This window comes from Pseudomonas fluorescens, from assembly GCF_900636825.1.
Lineage (GTDB): Bacteria > Pseudomonadota > Gammaproteobacteria > Pseudomonadales > Pseudomonadaceae > Aquipseudomonas > Aquipseudomonas fluorescens_BG.
Genome location: NZ_LR134318.1, coordinates 2,427,685 through 2,445,710 on the forward strand (window position 1 = coordinate 2,427,685; position 18,026 = coordinate 2,445,710).

The following is an 18,026-nucleotide window of genomic DNA, read 5'->3' on the forward strand; positions in this document are numbered from 1 at the left end:
GGCTTTCGTTTGGAGAGAGATTCAACGGCTTCAGTGGACTTTGGTCCGACTGATGGCGCGCGCTTTCACTTCCTTGGCATACAGTTGCAAGCGCTCCTCGTCGCTTTGCAGAACCTCGCAGGATCTCAAGACCGTTTGCGCGTCGGCTTCGTTGCCGGATTTGCGCAGTTGTTCGGCGATACGTTTGAGATCGACGGCCGACCATCTCAAGTCCGATGCAACGCTTTGCAAGTCTCGCTGAAGTTCGTGTTCGTATTCATTGAGTCGCATGATCACCTCCAGAACATTCTCGGTAGAAAAGAGTAGTCGCATTTTCCCGGCCGGGGCGGCGGTGTCTGTCATCGAACCTAATGGTCGTGAAAAACTGCCCATTCTTCGCTGCCAGCCTGTTGCCACGATGGATGTCGTCCCGGTTACACGTTACATTCGCTTTTTTTCAGATCAGAGAAACAACTATGCGGATGTGGATCGGGAGTTTGGCGTTGGCCATGTTGGCGGGATGCTCGTTGCCGGCGTCGTTGGTGCCGGGTGAGCCCAATGTCAGCAAGACCAGTGACAAGCCTCCCAAAGACTATGCCGCGTGTGTATTACCGTTGTGGCAGCAGGATGTCGCCAAAACGACGCAAACTTCCATCTCCAACGGCTATCGCATCACCGCGCCGAGCATCATCACGGCCGACGAGATTCTCGATATCGTCAAATACAAGGACGGCAGCAGGGTGTCGTTGTATCAGGGACCGCCCTGGGCCAAGTCCGGGTCGTTGCGCCAATCGGTTCGCGATTGTCTTTAACGAGTTTCGCGGATGGACAAAAAGCAGAAACCGGAGCATCGGTTTCTGCTTTTTTTTGGCGCCTCGTACGCTGTGGTTGTGGATTTTACCGAGGTTGCGTAACGAGCGGTGACAGTTGTGCGACAGGTTTTTCCCAGCGTGCACTAGGCTTTGCCTGCTGGTCGCGTTCAGACCAGCGCGACCCGCGAGGAGCCTCGATCATGGATGATCTGGTCAAAGAAGTTATTCCGCTGTTGCAGTATTTGATTCCCGGATTTCTGTCAGCGTGGATTTTTTACTCGCTGACGGCGTTCAAGCGTCCGGACACGTTCGGACAGATTGTGCAGGCGTTGATTTTCACGTTTGTGATTCATGGCGCGGTGCTGGGGATTGGGGCAATTTGTATGTGGGTGGGCGCGAAAGGGTTTTCGGTTGGGAGATGGGATGCGAGGGCCGAGGCCGTCTGGGCGTTTGTTCTGTCGGTGACCCTGGGTTTGCTTTCCTGTTACCTGGCCACGAATGACAAATTACATGCATGGCTGCGTAGTCGAAACGTAACGAAACAAACTTCCTACCCCAGTGAATGGTTCAGCATCTTCGCCCAACATCATCGGCTCATCACGCTGCACCTGACCGACGAGAGACGCGTATTTGGCTGGCCTGTCGAGTGGCCACCCGAGTCCGGCAGTGGTCAGTTCGTCATGCAAAATCCCTGTTGGTTAGACGCCCAAGGGGTCGAAGTGCCTTTTGGTGCCGAGTATTTGCTGATAGATTCCGGCAAAGTCAAATGGGTGGAATTCGGCCCGCAATTGGAGGATTCATTGTGACCGCGAGAGCAGCTCAACCTATGCCAGCCTGGGTGGCACGTCGTTACACCTCCGACGGGAAACCTGTTGCAAATGCACAGCCGAAGGCACCGAGTGGCCCACCGCCGCTGAAAAGCTGATCAATCTATTGATCCCCAACCCTCCGCCACAGCCCGGCGAATCGCCTCAAGCAGCATCGCGAACGCCGGGTTGTCGTTGTTCTCCCGCCAGATCAGGTGCAGTTCGCTCTGCACCCCTTCGCCTAGATCGATATCGCGAAACACCACATTTCTGAACACCACACTGGTTGCGCAGCGCGGCACCAGCGCCAGGCCCATGCCGGCGTTGACCAAAGCCAGAATCGTCAGCGATGACCCCAGCCACTGCACGTAATCGGGTGCGACCCGGGCCGAACGCAGCATGCCGGTCAGCAGTTCGTTGAACGGCGGATAAGCCGCATGGGAATACATCAGGAATGGCTGCTTATCCAGGTCGGTGACCGACACGTCAGCCGCACTCGCCAATCGATGAGCGCTGGGCACCGCCAGCACAAACGGCTCACGCACCAGACATTCGGTGGCATACCCAGGCTCCAGCAACGGCGCGCGGGCGATGCCCAGATCGATGCGGCGCGCACGCAGGGCTTCATGTTGTTGGTAGGTGTTCATCTCCGTCAGATCGATCTTCACCTGCGGCTGTTTCAAGCGAGCCTCGGCGATGACCTTCGGTAAAAACTCATACACCGCGCTGCCGACAAAACTGATGTTCACCGAGCCGATGTCGCCTTCAGCGAAGCGTCGGGCGGTGACGGCTGCCTGTTGGGCGCGCTCGAGCAGGTTCTGCGCTTCGACGAAGAACGCCCGACCAGCGGCGGTGAGCGCAACGCTGCGGGTGCTGCGCGTGAACAACTCGACGCCGAGGTGATGTTCGAGCAACTGAATCTGCCGGCTTAGCGGCGGCTGCGTCATGTTCAATCGTTCGGCGGCGCGACGAAAGTTAAGTTCCGTGGCGACGGTGGTAAAGCAGCGCAGCTGGGTAAGTTCGAACATTGATCTAATCCGGGTATCAATCGAATGCCAAGTTAGATTAGACGGGATCAATGATCGCCGTCCATGATCGGTTCATCGCTCTACGCCGTCCCTAAAAAAACAAGATCGGGAGTCGCCCCTTGAAAAACCTCCAGAGTCCGCCGGACGTCACGGTACTTGCCCGTGCCGCCGCCAAGGTCAAGCGCCACGTACTGCCGTTGTTCGTGGTGATGTTCATCGTCAATTACATTGATCGGGTCAACATCGGTTTTGTGCGCAGCCATTTGGAAACCGATCTGGGTATCGGCGCTGCGGCCTACGGGCTCGGCGCCGGATTGTTTTTCATCGGTTACGCGCTGTTCGAAGTGCCTTCGAACATGCTTCTGCAGCGCTACGGCGCGCGGGTCTGGCTGACCCGGATCATGTTCACCTGGGGCGCAGCGGCCATGGCCATGGCATTCGTCCAGGGCGAAACCAGTTTCTATGTGCTGCGCTTTATTCTTGGTGCGGCGGAGGCGGGGTTCTTTCCGGGAATCATTTACTATTTCACCCAATGGCTGCCGGCCTCGGAGCGCGGCAAGACCATGGCGGTGTTCCTCAGCGGTTCGGCGATCGCCTCGGTGATTTCGGGCCCGGTGTCCGGTGCGTTGCTGCACGTCAGTGGCCTGGGCCTGCACGGCTGGCAGTGGATGTTTCTGATCGAGGGCGCGGCCTCGGTGGTGCTCTGTGCATTTGTCTGGTTCTGGCTGCAATCGCATCCGCGCCAAGCCAAGTGGCTCAGTGCAGAAGAGCGCGAAGCGCTGGTCAGCGCCATCGCTGAAGAACAGCGTGCCCGCGAAGCCGTGCAGGTGGCCAAGCCGTCGATGTTCAAGTTGTTGGCGGACCGGCAGATCGCGCTGTTCTGCTTCATCTATTTTTCCATCGCTTTGACCATCTATGGCGCCACCTTCTGGTTGCCAAGCATGATCAAGAAGATGGGCAATCTGGGCGACTTCCAGGTGGGGCTGCTCAATTCGATCCCGTGGATCATTTCTATCATCGCCATGTACGGCTTCGCGGCGATGGCCGGCAAATGGAAATTCCAGCAGGCCTGGGTGGCGCTGACGCTGGTGATCGCAGCCTTCGGCATGTTCATGTCGACCACCGGCGGGCCGATTTTCGCCTTCGTCGCCATCTGCTTTGCTGCGATCGGTTTCAAGGCTGCCTCGGCACTGTTCTGGCCGATTCCGCAGAGCTATCTGGATGCGCGTATCGCCGCTGCGGTGATCGCCTTGATCAACTCCATCGGCAACCTCGGCGGCTTCGTCGCGCCAACCGCGTTCGGCTTTCTCGAACAAACCACCGGCTCTATCGAAGGCGGCCTGTATGGCCTGGCGGCGACGTCGTTGATCGCGGCGGTGGTGATTTTCTTCGCCCGCACAGCGCCGGGTGCCAAAGGTAAAACGCCGGCAAAGCCCCATGACGAAACCGCCGTTGTCGCGACGGCCAGCCCGGCCGCGAGCCATTGAATCGATTGTTGATCTGTCAGGAGCGTTATCTTGAAAATCACCCGCGTAACCGTCACCCCGATCGCCTTTCGTGATCCGCCACTGCTCAACGCCAGCGGCATCCACGAACCGTTCGCCCTGCGCTCGATCATCGAGATCGAAAGCGACAATGGCTACATCGGCCTTGGCGAAAGCTACGGCGATGCCCCGGCGCTGGCCATCCAGCAGCAATTGCAGACGCAACTGATCGGCCTCGATCCGTTCAACCTCAATCAATTGCGGGCGATTGTGCAGGCCACGGTTGCCGCCAACAAACCGGCAAGCATTGCGGGTGCCGAATTGGCGCCCGGCTCTCACGCCAGCAAAGCGGTGAGCAATGCCTATTCGGCGTTCGAAGTGGCCTTCCTCGATTTGCAGGCGCGTTACCTGAATGTACCGCTGGTGGATCTGCTCGGTGGCGCGATTCGCGACGAAGTGCCTTTCAGTGCGTATCTGTTCTTCAAGTACGCACAGCACGTCGATTCGCCATACAAGCCGGACAACTGGGGCGAGGCACTCAGCGAGCAGCAGATCGTCGCGCAGGCTGCGCGGATGATTGAGGCGTATGGCTTCAAAAGCATCAAGCTCAAAGCCGGGACGTTGCCGCCGGAGCACGAGGTGGCGTGCATCAAGGCGCTGAAAAAAGCCTTTCCCGGTTATCCGTTGCGCATCGATCCCAACGGCAATTGGTCGCTGGAAACGTCGATTCGCATGGCCGAATTGCTCGGTGACGATTTGCAGTATTACGAAGATCCGACCCCTGGCCTGGAGGGCATGGCTGAGCTGCACAAGCGCACCGGACTGCCGCTGGCGACCAACATGGTCGTCACCGATTTCGATGAGTTCCGCCGCAGCGTCGAGCAGAACAGCGTGCAAATCGTCCTCGCCGACCATCACTATTGGGGCGGCCTGCGCGACACGCAGACGCTGGCGAAAATGTGCGATGTGTTCGGTCTCGGGGTGTCGATGCATTCCAATTCGCACCTGGGCATCAGTCTGATGGCGATGGCGCATGTGGCAGCGGCGGTGCCGAATCTGGATTACGCCTGCGACACCCATTACCCGTGGCAGGAGCCGGATGAAGAGGTGATCAAGGGGGGCAAGCTGCCGATTGTCGATGGCTGCGTGAAAATCACTCGCGCACCGGGGCTTGGGCTGGAACTGGATCATGATCAACTGGGCAAGCTGCATGATCAGTTCCTGACCTGCGGCATTCGCCAGCGCGACGATGTGCGCCAGATGCAGCGTTATAAGCCGGACTGGAAGGCGGTCAAGCCCCGGTTCTGAGGTGTCTGGTTCGACGCTATCGCGAGCAGGCTCACTCCTACATTTTGAAATGCGTTCCCCTGTAGGAGTGAGCCTGCTCGCGATGGCGCCGGACCTGTCAAAGCGTCTCCAGCAGCCAATCCCGAAACGCCTTCAACGATGGCAGATTTTCATTGCGCGGCGGGTACGCCAGGTAATAACGGCGCCGGCTGGTGATCGGTTGCCCCAGCTGCAGCAGTTCACCGTTGAGCAGCTCATCTTCCACCAGAATCCGCGGCACCAGGCCCACGCCCATGTTCGCCCGCACCGCCTGAATCAGATGCGAAGTCATTTCAAAACTCGGACCGATGCGCATGCTGCGATGGGGCAGGTCATGCTGGCTGAACCACTCCGACCACGCCTGCGCGTTGCTGCTGACATTTAGCAGCAACTGCCGGGCGATGTGAGTCTCGGCGCCGATGCGCTCGGTTTCGCTCAGTTGCGCGCTGGCAATCACCACCAATTCTTCGGTGTGCAGGGGCAGGGCGGTCAGGCCTGGCCACTCGCCGGCGCCGACACAGATCGCCGCGTCAATCTCGCTGGTATCGAAGTCGATGGTTTCGATGCGCGAATGCAAGTGCACGGTCATGCCAGGGTGCGCGGTATAGAAATCCTTCAGCCGCGGCAGCAACCACTTCGAACCGAAGGTCGGCAGCGTCGCCAGGCGCAGACTGTGGATCCCGGAACCGAACGCCATTGCCTGCAGCGTCGCACTGCGTATCTGCCCGAGCGCCTCGGCCAGTTCTCGCTGGTACATGCGCCCGACATCGGTCAGCACCACGCGCCGTCCTTCGCGCGCAAACAAACGCATGCCGAGCATTTTTTCGAGAATCTGCACCTGACGGCTGACCGCACTTTGCGTCAGCGACAATTCATGGGCGGCGCGGGTGTAGCTTTCGTGCCGTGCCGCCGCTTCGAACGCCAGCAATAACGACATGGAGGGTGTAAGCGTGCGCGGATTCATTCGTAAACGTCATGGATAGTGGGCGGATTTTACGGTTGTCCCGATGCCTGTCAGCAATGAACATGGGTGACATCAGATGGCGGAGCCTGACGCAATCATTCGTTGCGTACAACTGTTTACCGCCGCGTAGCCCGATTTGACCGAGATTTTCTGACCGATGATTGCCCAGCTGTCCCCCGCAAGCGCATTGACCCGCGACTACCAAGCGTTTCTCGAAGCCCTCAAGGCCAGCGGCTTTCGCGGGGAAATCAGCGCCGATTACGCCAGCCGCGTGGTCTTGGCGACCGACAATTCGATTTATCAGCGCCTGCCGCAAGCAGCGGTGTTTCCGCTGGACGCCGAAGATGTTGCGCGGGTCGCGCGGCTGATTGCCGAGCCGGCCTACCAACACGTGGTGATTACCCCGCGCGGCGGCGGCACGGGCACCAACGGCCAATCGCTCACCGATGGCATCGTCGTCGATCTGTCGCGGCACATGAACCGCATCCTCGAAATCAATGTTGAACAACGTTGGGTGCGAGTGCAGGCGGGCGTGGTCAAGGATCAACTCAACGCGGCGCTGAAGTCTGCCGGGCTGTTCTTCGCGCCGGAGCTGTCGACCTCCAACCGCGCCACCGTCGGCGGCATGATCAACACCGATGCCAGCGGGCAGGGCAGTTGTACCTACGGCAAAACCCGCGACCATGTACTGGAACTGGAAATGATCCTGCGTGGTGGCGAGCGCCTGCACGGTCAGGCCTTGGCGGAAGAGGAACTTCAAGCGCTGTGCGCACGCGAAGATCGCGTCGGTGAAGTCTATCGCTGCGCCCGACAGATCATTGATGAACAGGGCGATCTGATCAAGCAACGATTCCCCGATCTCAACCGTTGCCTCACCGGCTATGACCTCGCGCATTTGCGTGAGGAGGACAACCGTTTCAACCTCAACAGCGTGCTCTGTGGCGCGGAAGGTTCGCTGGGTTTTGTCGTCGAAGCGCGGCTGAACGTGCTGCCGATTCCCAAACACACGATGCTGGTGAACATCCGCTACGCCGGGTTCATGGACGCATTGCGTGATGCGCGAGCGCTGATGGCGTTGAAGCCGTTGTCGATTGAAACCGTCGATTCGAAAGTCTTGCTATTGGCGATGCAGGACATCGTCTGGCACGGCGTCGCCGAATATTTTCCGCAAAACGCCGAGCGCCCGACTCTGGGTATCAACCTCGTCGAATTCTGCGGCGACGATTCCGAAGATTTGCGATGCCGCGTCGAAGCCTTTCTCGAACACCTTGAAAACGACCCAACGGTGGAGCGCCTGGGTCACACGCTCGCAATCGGCCATGCGGCGGTGAACAAGGTCTACGGCATGCGCAAACGCGCGGTGGGCTTGCTCGGCAACGTGGCCGGCGAAGCGCGGCCGCAGCCGTTTGTCGAAGATACCGCGGTGCCGCCGCAACATCTGGCCGAGTACATCGCCGAGCTGCGCGATCTGCTCGACAGCCACGGTTTGCAGTACGGCATGTTCGGACACGTCGATGCGGGCGTGCTGCACGTACGGCCGATTCTCGACATGAAGGATCCGCACCAAGCGGCGCTGGTGCGTCCGGTGTCCGACGGCGTCGCCGCGCTGACCCAGCGCTACGGCGGGCTGCTGTGGGGCGAGCATGGCAAGGGCCTGCGCTCGGAATATGCCCCGGCGTTTTTCGGCGAACTGTATCCGGCGCTGCAAGCGTTGAAGGCGGCGTTCGACCCGTTCAACCAGTTCAATCCGGGCAAGATCGCCACGCCGGCCGATACCCGCGCGACCTTGCTGAAAATTGACGAAGTCACTCTGCGCGGCGAACTCGACCGGCAGATCGGCGAAAAAGTCTGGCAAGACTACGGCGCGGCCATGCACTGCAACGGCAACGGCGCTTGCTACAACTTCGACCCCGACGACGCGATGTGCCCGTCATGGAAAGCCACCCGCGAGCGCGCGCAATCACCGAAGGGCCGCGCCTCGCTGATCCGCGAATGGTTGCGATTGCAGGGCGAGGCCGGCGTCGATGTATTGTCTGATGCGATCCGCAAACCGGCGTTTTTCGCCACGTTGTGGCAGCGCTGGCGCAACACGCGCGCGCAGTCGGCGGACTTTTCCCATGAAGTCTATGACGCCATGGCCGGTTGCCTGGCGTGCAAGTCCTGCGCGGGACAGTGCCCGGTCAAAGTCAACGTGCCGGAATTCCGCTCACGGTTTCTTGAGCTTTATCACGGCCGTTATCTGCGTCCGGCACGCGACTATCTGATTGCTTCGCTGGAATACAGCATTCCGTACATGGCGCGGATTCCTGTGCTGTACAACGGCTTGATGGGCGCCGGATGGATTCGCGGCTGGCTGGAGCGGCTTGGCGGCATGGTGGATGTGCCGCTGCTGAGCCGTTTCGATTTTCACGCGGCCATGCGCCGCTGGCAGGTGCAACCGGCAACGGTTTCGACCTTGTCGGCGCTGACTGGGGCGCAACGTGAGCGCAGCGTGGTCATCGTTCAGGACGCGTTCACGCGCTACTTCGAAGCCCCGTTGTTGGCCGATCTGTGCGAACTGATCACGCGGCTCGGCTATCAGGTTTACCTGGCGCCTTTCAGTGCCAATGGCAAACCGCTGCATGTGCAGGGCTTCCTCTCGGCATTCAATCGTGCGGCGTTGCGCAATGCCCGCCAGTTGCAGGAACTGGCGGACATCGGCGTGCCGTTGCTGGGGCTCGATCCGGCCATGACTCTGGTCTATCGCCAGGAATACCTGAAAGTGCCGGGGATGGATCACTGTCCGCAAGTGGCACTGATTCAGGAGTGGCTGCTCAAGGTCATGCCCGAGCGGGGGGCGCAGAGTGATGCAGCGGCGTATCGACTACTGGCTCACTGCACGGAGAAAACCAACGCCCCGGCGGCGACCCGGCAGTGGGAGCAAGTGTTTGAGCGCGCCGGTCTGACCTTGGCCACGCAGGCGACCGGCTGCTGCGGCATGTCCGGAACGTACGGGCATGAGGCGCGAAATCGCCATACGTCAGCGCTGATTTATGAACAGTCATGGGCGCGCCAAATCGATGCGCCGACGCAGACGGGCGAAGCGCTGGCGACCGGATATTCCTGCCGCAGCCAGGTCAAGCGCCAGTCGGATCAGGCACTGCGCCATCCGTTGCAGGTGCTGCTTGAGGTTCTGCGTCGCTGAGGATTTCGTCGCTGTCCTTGTCCCAGATCAGGCGAGGGTCAAAGCTCATTGCCGCGAGCATGGTGAACACCACGACCAGGCCAAAGAACAGAATGCCGGGTCGTGGTTCGATATCCCCCAACGCCTGAAACTTCACCAGCGCCGCAACCAGCGCGACCACCAGCACGTCGAGCATCGACCAATAGCCGATCAGCTCGACGAAGCGGTACAGCTTCGAGCGCTCTTTGCGCGCCCAGGCACTGTCGCGTTGCACCGTGACCAACAGCAAGGTCAGGGCGACGAACTTGATTCCCGGCACGGCAATACTGGCGATGAAAATGATCAACGCGATGTCCCACGCACCGGCTTCCCAAAATTCCAGCACGCCACTCATGATCGTGCTGTCGGCACCATTGCCGAGCATGACGGTGTTCATCACCGGCAGCAGATTGGCCGGCACGTAAAACGCCAGCGCGGCGAGCATGTAGGCCCACGTGCGTGTCAGCGAATTGGTTTTGCGCCGATGCAGCGGGGCGTCGCAGCGCGGGCATTGGTGAGGTTCGTCGGTCATGTCGCAGGCCAGGCCGCAGCTGTGGCACAGGCACAGGCCCAGTTCGCTGGCGGTCGGTGGACGCTTCATGGAAAGTCGCTTCATAGAATGTCCCATAGGTCGCGGATATCGCGGCCGGCGATGCGGATCATCATCAGGCTGAGCGCCGCGAGCGCGAACAGGCCAATGCCTGGCAACACATCGAGCAATCCGGCCAGTTTGAACACGGCGACCATCGCGCCGAGCAAACACACTTCGAGCATGCTCCACGGGCGCAGGGTTTCCAGCCAGCGCATGCACACTTTGAAGCCCGGCGCGCGCTGCGAGCCCAGCGCGAAGCCCAGCACCCAAGTCAACAACACCAACTGAAACGCCGGGGCAATGATGATGGCGATGGCCGCCACCATGGCAATAAATGTGATTGGCCCCTGACTCAATGCCAGCACCGAGTCCCAGAGGGTCGCGCTGTTTTTCAGGCCTTTCATGCTGATGCTCATGACCGGGTAGAAATTGGCGAACAGCCACAACACCGCCGCCGTCAGCGTGAGTGCCAGACGCTGCTCGATGGTCAAGCCGTTGTAGCGCTGCAGCACGCCGCCACAGCGTACGCAGGCGGTTTTCTGATGTTTGGCGAGCGTGACTTTTTCGTACACGCAGTCGCAATGTTCGCAGATGATCAGGTGTTCGGTGTTGACCATGGACCACGCTCGACAACAGGCCACAGAGGGCGGGGGGACTTGATCACTATAGAAGCCTGACGCGATTGGGCAACTAGCCGGACGGTATCGGCATCGCTTTTGCTGAGAATGGCGATCGATTGGGCGTGGGTTTTCACGATTTTAGTGTTATAAGGTAACGCAAATTTCCTCAGGGTGTTCTGCTCGGGCACCTGTTTTCCCCTTCGATTGCGAAATGCTCATGACGATTGCGCCTCCACGTTCTGCCCCGCTGTCTGCTGGCCGACTGCTGTCCATTGATGCCCTCAGGGGCCTGGTCATCCTGTTCATGCTGTTGGATCACGTGCGGGAAACCTTCTTGCTGCACCGCCAGGTCAGCGATCCGATGGACATCGCCAGCACCGAGCCGGCACTGTTTTTCAGCCGTACCCTGGCGCATTTGTGCGCGCCGGTGTTCGTGCTGCTCACCGGGCTGTCCGCGTGGCTGTATGGAGAGAAATACGCGGGCAAGGCCGATGTCAGTGCGTTTCTGTTCAAGCGCGGTCTGTTTCTGGTGGTGCTCGAGTTCACCTTGGTCAACTTTGCCTGGACCTTTCAGTTGCCGCCCAGCGTGATTTATCTGCAAGTGATCTGGGCCATCGGCCTGAGCATGATCGCCTTGTCGCTGCTGGTCTGGCTGCCGCGCGGGCTGTTGCTGGCGCTCAGCCTGACGATCATCGCCGGGCACAATCTGCTCGATGGTCTGCATTTCCCGGTCGAGTCGGCGCTGCATGTGCCGTGGGCGATATTGCATGACCGCGGCTGGATCGATGTCAGCGAGACCCTGCGCCTGCGCACGTCCTATCCGGTGCTGCCGTGGATCGGTGTCATCGGTCTGGGTTATGCGCTGGGGCCGTGGTTCGCCCGTGGCGTTGAGGCGGGTGTGCGACAGCGTCGATTGCTGATTGGCGGGGTGGTGGGGCTGATGGGGTTTGTCGGGCTGCGCCTGCTCAATGGCTATGGCGAAAAACCGTGGGCGGTGGGCGATACTTGGCTGCACAGCGTGATGAGTTTTTTCAACATCACCAAGTATCCGCCGTCGCTGCTGTTTATCGCATTGACCGTGAGCGTCGGGTTGTTGCTGTTACTGGCGTTCGAGCGCGTGCAAGGGCGTCGGTGGATTCGCTGGCTGACTGTGTTCGGTTCGGCGCCGATGTTTTTCTATTTGCTGCACCTGTACGTGTTGAAGGTTTTGTACCTGATCACAGTGGCCCTGTTTGGCCTCAATCAGGGCAGTTACTTCGGTTTTTCGTCGGTGACGGCGGTGTGGCTCGCCGCGATCATTCTAGCGATCACGCTATACCCGGCGGTACGCTGGTTCTCGGCTCTGAAGGCCCGGCGCCGCGATGTCACCTGGTTGAAATACCTCTAAATGTCCACCCCCCTGTAGGAGCTGCCGCAGGCTGCGATCTTTTGATCCTGTTTTTCAGATCAAAAGATCGCAGCCTGCGGCAGCTCCTACACGGGGCGGTGGTGCTGACTTACTTGCGATCCAGCCATACGGTTTGCGCGTTGCAGAACTCACGTACGCCGAAGTGCGAAAGCTCGCGGCCGAAACCACTTTTCTTCACGCCACCGAAAGTCACGCGCGGGTCGCTGGCGGAATAACCGTTGATGAACACGCCGCCGGTTTCCAGTTCGCTGGTCAGTTGTTGCGCCAGTTGCACGTTGGCGGTGTAGATCGTCGCGGTCAGACCGAACTCGCTGTCGTTGGCCAAGGCAACGGCATGCGCGCAGTCGCGGGCAGTGATGATCGAGGCGACCGGGCCGAACAGCTCTTGCTTGAACGACGTCATGCGATCGGTCACGTCGGCCAGCACCGTCGGTTCGTAATAATTGCCAGCGCCTGCGCCTTTGCCACCACCGAGCAGCAGCGTTGCGCCTTCCTCAAGGGTGGCGCGCACTTGCTGGTCGAGTTCATCACGCAGGTCGAAGCGTGCCATCGGCCCGATGTAAGTGTCAGTGTCCAGGGGATCGCCGATTTTCAGCTTGCGGGTCGCTTCAACGAACTTGCGGGTGAATTCTTCCACCACGCCTTCCTCGATGATCAAGCGCTTGGCAGCGGCGCACACCTGGCCGGAGTTCTGATAACGGCCGACCACGGCGGCATGCACGGCTTCGTCGATATCGGCATCGTTGAGCACGATAAACGGATCGGAACCGCCCAATTCCAATACGCATTTCTTCAACGCTGCACCGGCCTGAGCGCCGATGGCCATACCGGCGCGGACGCTACCGGTCAGAGTGACAGCGGCAATGCGCGGATCAGCGATGGCAGTGGACACACCTTCAGGCGTGACATTGATCACCTCGAATACGCCGTCGGCAAACCCGGCACGGGTAAAGGCGTCGCGCAGCAGGTAAGCGCTGCCCATGACGTTCGGAGCGTGCTTGAGGACGTAGGTGTTGCCGGCGATCAGCGCCGGAACGGCACCGCGCAGCACCTGCCAGATCGGGAAATTCCATGGCATCACCGCGAGGATCGGGCCCAGCGGACGATATTCGATGCGCGCCTTGCCACCTTCAACCTGCGTCGCTTCGGCGTCGAGCATGGCCGGGCCGTTTTCGGCGTACCACTCGCAGAGCTTGGCGCATTTCTCGATTTCGCCACGGGCCTGCGCAATCGGCTTGCCCATTTCCTCGGTAATCATGGTGGCCATGGCTTCGGCGGTTTCACGCAGCGCGCCGGCCAGAGCGGTCAGCAGACGGGAGCGATCCTGCAGGGATTTGCGTTTCCACTTGCCGAAGCCAAAGGCTGCGCGGGTCAATGCGGCATCGAGTGCAGCGGCGGATTCAAAGGCGTAATGGCCGATCTGCTCGCCGGTGGCTGGGTTGATCGAGATGGCGTGGGTCTGGCTGGAAATCTGGCTCATGGCGTTGTCCTGCGTGTTCGTCGGATGGGCCTAGAGTAGGGTGGTGTTTGTTTTCTGGAAACTGAATAATAAAGATCGTTTCTTTCACGATTGGAGAATGACTGTGGATCTGGTGCAGCTCGAGATTTTCAAAGCGGTCGCCGAACACGGCAGCATCAGCGCCGCCGCCGCGCAGATTCATCGCGTGCCGTCGAACCTGACCACGCGAATCAAGCAATTGGAGCAGGATCTCGGCGTCGATCTGTTTATTCGCGAGAAAAGCCGCTTGCGCCTGTCACCCGCGGGCTGGAGTTTTCTCGAGTACGCACGGCGCATTCTCGATCTGGTATTGGAGGCACGGGCGACGGTGGCGGGGCAGGAACCGCAGGGGGCTTTCCCGTTGGGTTCGCTGGAAAGTACAGCGGCGGTACGTATTCCCGAACTGCTGGCGGCGTACAACCAGTTGCACCCCAAAGTCGACCTCGACCTGTCTACCGGGCCATCCGGGACGATGATTGACGGCGTACTTTCCGGGCGGCTGGCGGCTGCGTTTGTCGACGGCCCGGTGCTGCACCCGACGCTGGAAGGCGTGCCGGCGTTCGAAGAGGAAATGGTCATCATCGCGCCGCTCAATCATTCACCGGTTGAGCGTGCGGCAGATGTGAATGGCGAAAATATTTACGCCTTTCGTTCCAACTGCTCCTACCGTCATCACTTCGAAAAATGGTTCAGCACCGACGCCGCCGTACCGGGCAAGATCTTTGAAATGGAGTCCTACCACGGCATGCTCGCCTGCGTCAGTGCGGGGGCGGGCCTGGCCTTGATGCCGCGCAAGATGCTGCAAAGCATGCCGGGCAGCGCCACCGTCAGCGTGTGGCCGCTGCACGCGGATTTCCGTTATCTGACGACTTGGCTGGTGTGGCGGCGGGGCACGGTATCGCGCAGCCTGAGCATGTTTGTGCGCTTGCTTGAAGAGCGTGGCGTGGTGCGCGCCGAGCAGTGATCATCCGTGAAAGCCATTCGCTCACGGCGTGCCGTTTCGCCCATACAGTCGATAGCCCTCGCGCAGATTCAAGCGGTCGTAGTAAGCACGCACGGCGGCGAATTCTGGATGCGCGAGGGGCGTTTCGAACCAGCGGTTCACCGACAGTCCAATGGGGATATCCGCCAATGAAAACGTGTCGCCGCTGACATAGGCGCCGGTCTTGTGCAGTTGCCGGTCGAGGATTTGCATGTTGCGTGACCAGTCCCGGCATCCCGCTGCCAGCGCGGCGCTGTCCTGGTAATCCGGCGATTTGCGTACCAGCGCCATCAGCGGATATGACCATGAGCGGTTCAGCTCTGAGGCTTGCCAGTCAATCCACTGATCGACACGCGCTCTGGTAATCGGATCAGCCGGATAAATTGCTGCGCCGCCGTAGCGCGACGCTAGATAACGGATGATCGTGTTCGATTCCCACAAGGTGAAATCGCCGTCCTGAATCACCGGCACCATGGCGCAAGGATTCAGCGCGAGAAACTCCGGCGTCTGCGTCGATTTGAACCCCGAACCCCACTCTTCACGCTCGAACGGGATCTGCAATTCGGCGCAGGTCCACAGCACTTTGCGCACGTTGATCGATGAGGCTCTGCCGAGTATGCGCAGCATTGGGTTGCCCTCTTATTGTGTCATCAGGCCTCAACAAATAGCACAGCGCAAAAAAAATGGCCCGCAGCAGGCGGGCCATTTGTTGCGCTGAGTCGACCTTAAAGGCTACTCGCCATGCCAGCCATCATCCGTCGACGATAGGACGTGTCGCGATTGGCCAGCCAGAAATACAGCGGCGAGGTCACCAGCAAGCCCACCAGCCATGACAGATCCGCGCCGTTGATGTGCGCCGAGACCGGGCCGACGTAGAGCGGCGTGTTCATGAACGGAATCTGTACGGCGATGCCGACCACGTACGCCAGCAAAGCCTGCGGGTTGTAGCGACCGTAAATACCGCCGTCGACCTGGAAAATCGATTGGATGTCGTACTTGCCTTTGTGGATCGCATAGAAGTCGATCAGGTTGATTGCGGTCCACGGCACCAGCACCACCAGCAGCACCAGCACCATGTCGACAAAGTGGCCGATGAAATCCTTCGAGGCCCCAACGGCGGCAAAGCAGCAGGCCAGCAGCACGATGATCGAGATCACCGCGCGGCTCTTGGCAGTCGGGATCCAGCGGTAAGCGAAGGTCTGCACCAAGGTAATCAGCGACAGCACCGCGCCATACAGGTTAAGGGCGTTATGGCTGATCACGCTGAGCAGGAACAGCACCAGCATCAACGGACCGATGGAACCGGTGGCGAGTTTGACCGCGTCCATGGTGTCCATACCCACCGGCGTCGCCAGCACCGCGACGGCGCCGAAAATGAACGCCAGGCTCGAGCCCAGCGCCGAACCGAGGTATGTGGTCCAGAAGGTCGAAGAGACTTTCACATCGGCCGGCAGATAACGCGAGTAGTCGGACACGTAAGGCGCAAACGCGATCTGCCACAACGCCGCCAGCGACACGGTCGCGAGCCAGCCGGAGAGGTTGAAGCTGCCACGGGTGAGGAAATCGTCGGTCTGAATGTGGGTGAAGATGTAGATGAAACCCACCGCGATGCCGATTCCCAGCACCCAAGTGCCAATGCGATTGAGCACGTGAATGAAGCGGTAACCGATGATGCCGATGATCCCCGATCCGATTGCGCCGATGACGATGCCCACCGGCACTGGCACGCTGTCGACCACACCGTGCAACGATTTGCCGGCGAGAACGATGTTCGAAGCGAAGAAACCGATGTACATGACGCCAGCAATCAGCACCACCAGCAGTGCGCCAAGGGAGCCGAACTGGGCGCGGCTCTGGATCATCTGCGGAATGCCCATCTGCGGGCCTTGCGCCGAATGCAGTGCCATGAGCACGCCGCCGACCAGATGGCCGACGAGAATCGCGACGATCCCCCAGACCAGATTCAAATGGAACAGCTGTACGCCCAGAGCACCGGTGACAATCGGTAACGGCGCGATATTGCCGCCGAACCAGAGCGTGAACAGATCCCTGACCTTTCCATGGCGATCTTCGGGGGGCACGTAGCCTATCGTGTGTTTTTCAATGAGCGGAGCGGAGGTTGCTTCGGGGATAGCCATGACGAACTCCAAGGCAAGGATGAGTACGTGGACGTACTTCGGCAAGCGCCGGCACGGGCGGCGCATTTCTTGTTGAAGCGATCATGTGCAAAGGCTCGGGATAGATAAATTAGTAAGTTTGTTGCTTCAGACGTTAAAAAAAATATGCTCCGGGTTACGCGCAGCTCCGGTATGTTCAGGCTTCTCTCTTATCTGGATTCACACGGCTTTTTGTAGGAGCTGCCGAAGGCTGCGATCCTTTGATCTTCTGGAGATTCCCATGGCTGCCTATAACCTGCGCCAGCTCAAATACTTCGTCACCACCGCCGATTGCGGCAGCGTTGCCGAGGCTTCGCGCAAGCTCTATATCGCGCAGCCGTCAGTGTCGACGGCGATCAAGCATCTGGAAGAGAGCTTCGGCGTGCAGCTGTTCATTCGTCACCACGCCCAAGGCGTCTCGCTGACACCAAGCGGCTCGCGCTTCTATCGCAAGGCGCAGGAGCTGCTGCGGGTGGCCCATGAGTTCGAGCAGAACGCCCTGGCGGACAACGACGTAGTCTCGGGGCAGATCGATGTCGGCTGTTTCGAAACCGTTGCGCCGCTGTACCTGCCACGCCTGATCGCCGGTTTCAAGGCGCGCTGGCCGGGGGTGGAAATCCGCATTCGCGATGGCGAGCAGCAGGAACTGGTGCAGGCGCTGACCGCCGGAAGCATCGATGTGGCGATGATGTTCGAACACGACCTCGACAGCACGATCGAGACCACACCGCTGATGCCGCCGCAGCAACCTTACGCGTTGCTGCCGGCGAACCATCGCTTCGCCCAACAGGCCAAAGTCTCGCTGCATGAACTGGTGCTCGAACCGATGATTCTGCTCGATGTGGTGCCGAGTCGAACCTACTTCGTGAGCATCTTCGAGGAGCGCGGATTGACGCCGAACATCGTCTTCAGCTCACCGTCGATCGAGATGGTGCGCGGCATGGTCGCCAACGGTTTCGGCTTTTCGATTCTGGTGACCCGACCCTTCAGCGATTACACCTATGACGGCCAGCAAGTGGTGTGCGTGCCGCTGGCCGAAACCGTAACCGGTTCGGGGTTGTCGGCGGCGTGGCTGCGGCGGGCGCAACTGACCAAACCGGTGCAATTGTTTGTCGACCACTGCCGTGAGGAGTTGGCCCGACTGCACCCTTGAGCGCAGTCGAGCCCGG

General features: G+C 59.9%; 17 protein-coding genes. 9 read left to right on the forward strand and 8 right to left on the reverse strand.

Annotated features, from left to right (window positions below):
* Window positions 1-30: 30 nt before the first annotated feature.
* Window positions 31-270, reverse strand: a complete 240-nt coding sequence (locus tag EL257_RS11040; RefSeq protein WP_008085812.1) for a hypothetical protein — start codon at window positions 268-270, stop codon at window positions 31-33.
* Between EL257_RS11040 and EL257_RS27735 the strand changes: the two genes are divergently transcribed.
* From EL257_RS27735 to EL257_RS11050, 3 genes are all read left to right on the forward strand, one after another.
* Complete coding sequence (locus EL257_RS27735; RefSeq protein ID WP_172604434.1) at window positions 269-532, forward strand: hypothetical protein; 264 nt, start codon at window positions 269-271, stop codon at window positions 530-532. The two genes, EL257_RS11040 and EL257_RS27735, sit on opposite strands and share 2 nt — an antisense overlap.
* A complete protein-coding gene (locus tag EL257_RS11045) occupies window positions 456-791 on the forward strand; it encodes a hypothetical protein (protein WP_126362474.1) in 336 nt (111 codons plus the stop codon). The genes EL257_RS27735 and EL257_RS11045 overlap by 77 nt, the downstream gene beginning before the upstream one ends.
* Before the next feature lie 200 nt (window positions 792-991).
* Complete coding sequence (locus EL257_RS11050) at window positions 992-1,597, forward strand: DUF6338 family protein (protein WP_126362476.1); 606 nt, start codon at window positions 992-994, stop codon at window positions 1,595-1,597.
* Window positions 1,598-1,716: 119 nt separating this feature from the next.
* Here the strand turns inward: EL257_RS11050 and EL257_RS11055 are convergent, their stop codons facing one another.
* The gene (locus tag EL257_RS11055; RefSeq protein ID WP_126362478.1) at window positions 1,717-2,625 is read right to left on the reverse strand and encodes a LysR family transcriptional regulator; all 909 of its coding nucleotides are present in this window, start codon (window positions 2,623-2,625) and stop codon (window positions 1,717-1,719) included.
* A gap of 119 nt (window positions 2,626-2,744) precedes the next feature.
* Here EL257_RS11055 and EL257_RS11060 point away from each other — a divergent pair, with 119 nt between their 5' ends.
* Window positions 2,745-4,112 carry an MFS transporter gene (locus EL257_RS11060; RefSeq protein WP_126362480.1) on the forward strand — a complete coding sequence of 456 codons (1,368 nt, stop codon included), beginning with the start codon at window positions 2,745-2,747 and terminating at the stop codon, window positions 4,110-4,112.
* A gap of 30 nt (window positions 4,113-4,142) precedes the next feature.
* Window positions 4,143-5,417, forward strand: coding sequence for a glucarate dehydratase family protein (locus EL257_RS11065; RefSeq protein WP_126362482.1), 1,275 nt, complete (start codon window positions 4,143-4,145; stop codon window positions 5,415-5,417).
* Window positions 5,418-5,514: 97 nt separating this feature from the next.
* Here EL257_RS11065 and EL257_RS11070 read toward each other — a convergent pair whose 3' ends face one another.
* Window positions 5,515-6,399 carry a LysR substrate-binding domain-containing protein gene (locus EL257_RS11070; RefSeq protein ID WP_126362484.1) on the reverse strand — a complete coding sequence of 295 codons (885 nt, stop codon included), beginning with the start codon at window positions 6,397-6,399 and terminating at the stop codon, window positions 5,515-5,517.
* Between the two features lie 157 nt (window positions 6,400-6,556).
* Between EL257_RS11070 and EL257_RS11075 the strand changes: the two genes are divergently transcribed.
* Window positions 6,557-9,583: an FAD-binding and (Fe-S)-binding domain-containing protein gene (locus EL257_RS11075; protein ID WP_126362486.1), complete on the forward strand. Its 3,027-nt coding sequence runs from the start codon at window positions 6,557-6,559 to the stop codon at window positions 9,581-9,583.
* On the opposite strand, the gene EL257_RS11080 is transcribed toward EL257_RS11075, so the two are convergent.
* Complete coding sequence (locus tag EL257_RS11080; protein ID WP_126362488.1) at window positions 9,516-10,202, reverse strand: paraquat-inducible protein A; 687 nt, start codon at window positions 10,200-10,202, stop codon at window positions 9,516-9,518. The genes EL257_RS11075 and EL257_RS11080 overlap by 68 nt on opposite strands.
* 11 nt (window positions 10,203-10,213) lie before the next feature.
* Window positions 10,214-10,810: a paraquat-inducible protein A gene (locus EL257_RS11085; RefSeq protein ID WP_126362490.1), complete on the reverse strand. Its 597-nt coding sequence runs from the start codon at window positions 10,808-10,810 to the stop codon at window positions 10,214-10,216.
* 220 nt (window positions 10,811-11,030) lie between these two features.
* On the opposite strand from EL257_RS11085, the gene EL257_RS11090 reads away from it, so the two are divergent.
* The gene (locus tag EL257_RS11090) at window positions 11,031-12,200 is read left to right on the forward strand and encodes a DUF1624 domain-containing protein (protein ID WP_126362492.1); all 1,170 of its coding nucleotides are present in this window, start codon (window positions 11,031-11,033) and stop codon (window positions 12,198-12,200) included.
* A 109-nt stretch (window positions 12,201-12,309) separates the two neighbouring features.
* On the opposite strand, the gene EL257_RS11095 is transcribed toward EL257_RS11090, so the two are convergent.
* Complete coding sequence (locus EL257_RS11095) at window positions 12,310-13,701, reverse strand: aldehyde dehydrogenase family protein (RefSeq protein WP_126362494.1); 1,392 nt, start codon at window positions 13,699-13,701, stop codon at window positions 12,310-12,312.
* 103 nt (window positions 13,702-13,804) lie between these two features.
* Between EL257_RS11095 and ptrR the strand changes: the two genes are divergently transcribed.
* Entirely contained in the window at window positions 13,805-14,683 is an 879-nt protein-coding gene (gene ptrR / locus EL257_RS11100) for a putrescine utilization regulator PtrR (protein WP_126368055.1), read from the forward strand.
* A gap of 21 nt (window positions 14,684-14,704) precedes the next feature.
* Here the strand turns inward: ptrR and EL257_RS11105 are convergent, their stop codons facing one another.
* Together EL257_RS11105 and EL257_RS11110 are read right to left on the reverse strand one after the other, a co-directional pair.
* Window positions 14,705-15,328 (reverse strand): glutathione S-transferase family protein, encoded by a 624-nt coding sequence (locus EL257_RS11105; protein ID WP_126362496.1) that lies wholly within the window; start codon window positions 15,326-15,328, stop codon window positions 14,705-14,707.
* A 98-nt stretch (window positions 15,329-15,426) separates the two neighbouring features.
* Window positions 15,427-16,839: a purine-cytosine permease family protein gene (locus EL257_RS11110; protein WP_126362498.1), complete on the reverse strand. Its 1,413-nt coding sequence runs from the start codon at window positions 16,837-16,839 to the stop codon at window positions 15,427-15,429.
* 259 nt (window positions 16,840-17,098) lie between these two features.
* On the opposite strand from EL257_RS11110, the gene EL257_RS11115 reads away from it, so the two are divergent.
* Window positions 17,099-18,010, forward strand: a complete 912-nt coding sequence (locus EL257_RS11115) for a LysR family transcriptional regulator (RefSeq protein WP_126362500.1) — start codon at window positions 17,099-17,101, stop codon at window positions 18,008-18,010.
* Window positions 18,011-18,026 lie beyond the last annotated feature (16 nt).

Coding starts and splice junctions, on each gene's coding strand:
- EL257_RS27735 (WP_172604434.1), top strand. CDS start 269: ATGATCACCTCCAGAACATTCTCGGTAGAAAAGAGTAGTCGCATTTTC.
- EL257_RS11040 (WP_008085812.1), bottom strand. CDS start 270: ATGCGACTCAATGAATACGAACACGAACTTCAGCGAGACTTGCAAAGC.
- EL257_RS11045 (WP_126362474.1), top strand. CDS start 456: ATGCGGATGTGGATCGGGAGTTTGGCGTTGGCCATGTTGGCGGGATGC.
- EL257_RS11050 (WP_126362476.1), top strand. CDS start 992: ATGGATGATCTGGTCAAAGAAGTTATTCCGCTGTTGCAGTATTTGATT.
- EL257_RS11055 (WP_126362478.1), bottom strand. CDS start 2,625: ATGTTCGAACTTACCCAGCTGCGCTGCTTTACCACCGTCGCCACGGAA.
- EL257_RS11070 (WP_126362484.1), bottom strand. CDS start 6,399: ATGAATCCGCGCACGCTTACACCCTCCATGTCGTTATTGCTGGCGTTC.
- EL257_RS11075 (WP_126362486.1), top strand. CDS start 6,557: ATGATTGCCCAGCTGTCCCCCGCAAGCGCATTGACCCGCGACTACCAA.
- EL257_RS11080 (WP_126362488.1), bottom strand. CDS start 10,202: ATGAAGCGTCCACCGACCGCCAGCGAACTGGGCCTGTGCCTGTGCCAC.
- EL257_RS11085 (WP_126362490.1), bottom strand. CDS start 10,810: ATGGTCAACACCGAACACCTGATCATCTGCGAACATTGCGACTGCGTG.
- EL257_RS11090 (WP_126362492.1), top strand. CDS start 11,031: ATGACGATTGCGCCTCCACGTTCTGCCCCGCTGTCTGCTGGCCGACTG.
- EL257_RS11095 (WP_126362494.1), bottom strand. CDS start 13,701: ATGAGCCAGATTTCCAGCCAGACCCACGCCATCTCGATCAACCCAGCC.
- EL257_RS11105 (WP_126362496.1), bottom strand. CDS start 15,328: ATGCTGCGCATACTCGGCAGAGCCTCATCGATCAACGTGCGCAAAGTG.
- EL257_RS11110 (WP_126362498.1), bottom strand. CDS start 16,839: ATGGCTATCCCCGAAGCAACCTCCGCTCCGCTCATTGAAAAACACACG.
- EL257_RS11115 (WP_126362500.1), top strand. CDS start 17,099: ATGGCTGCCTATAACCTGCGCCAGCTCAAATACTTCGTCACCACCGCC.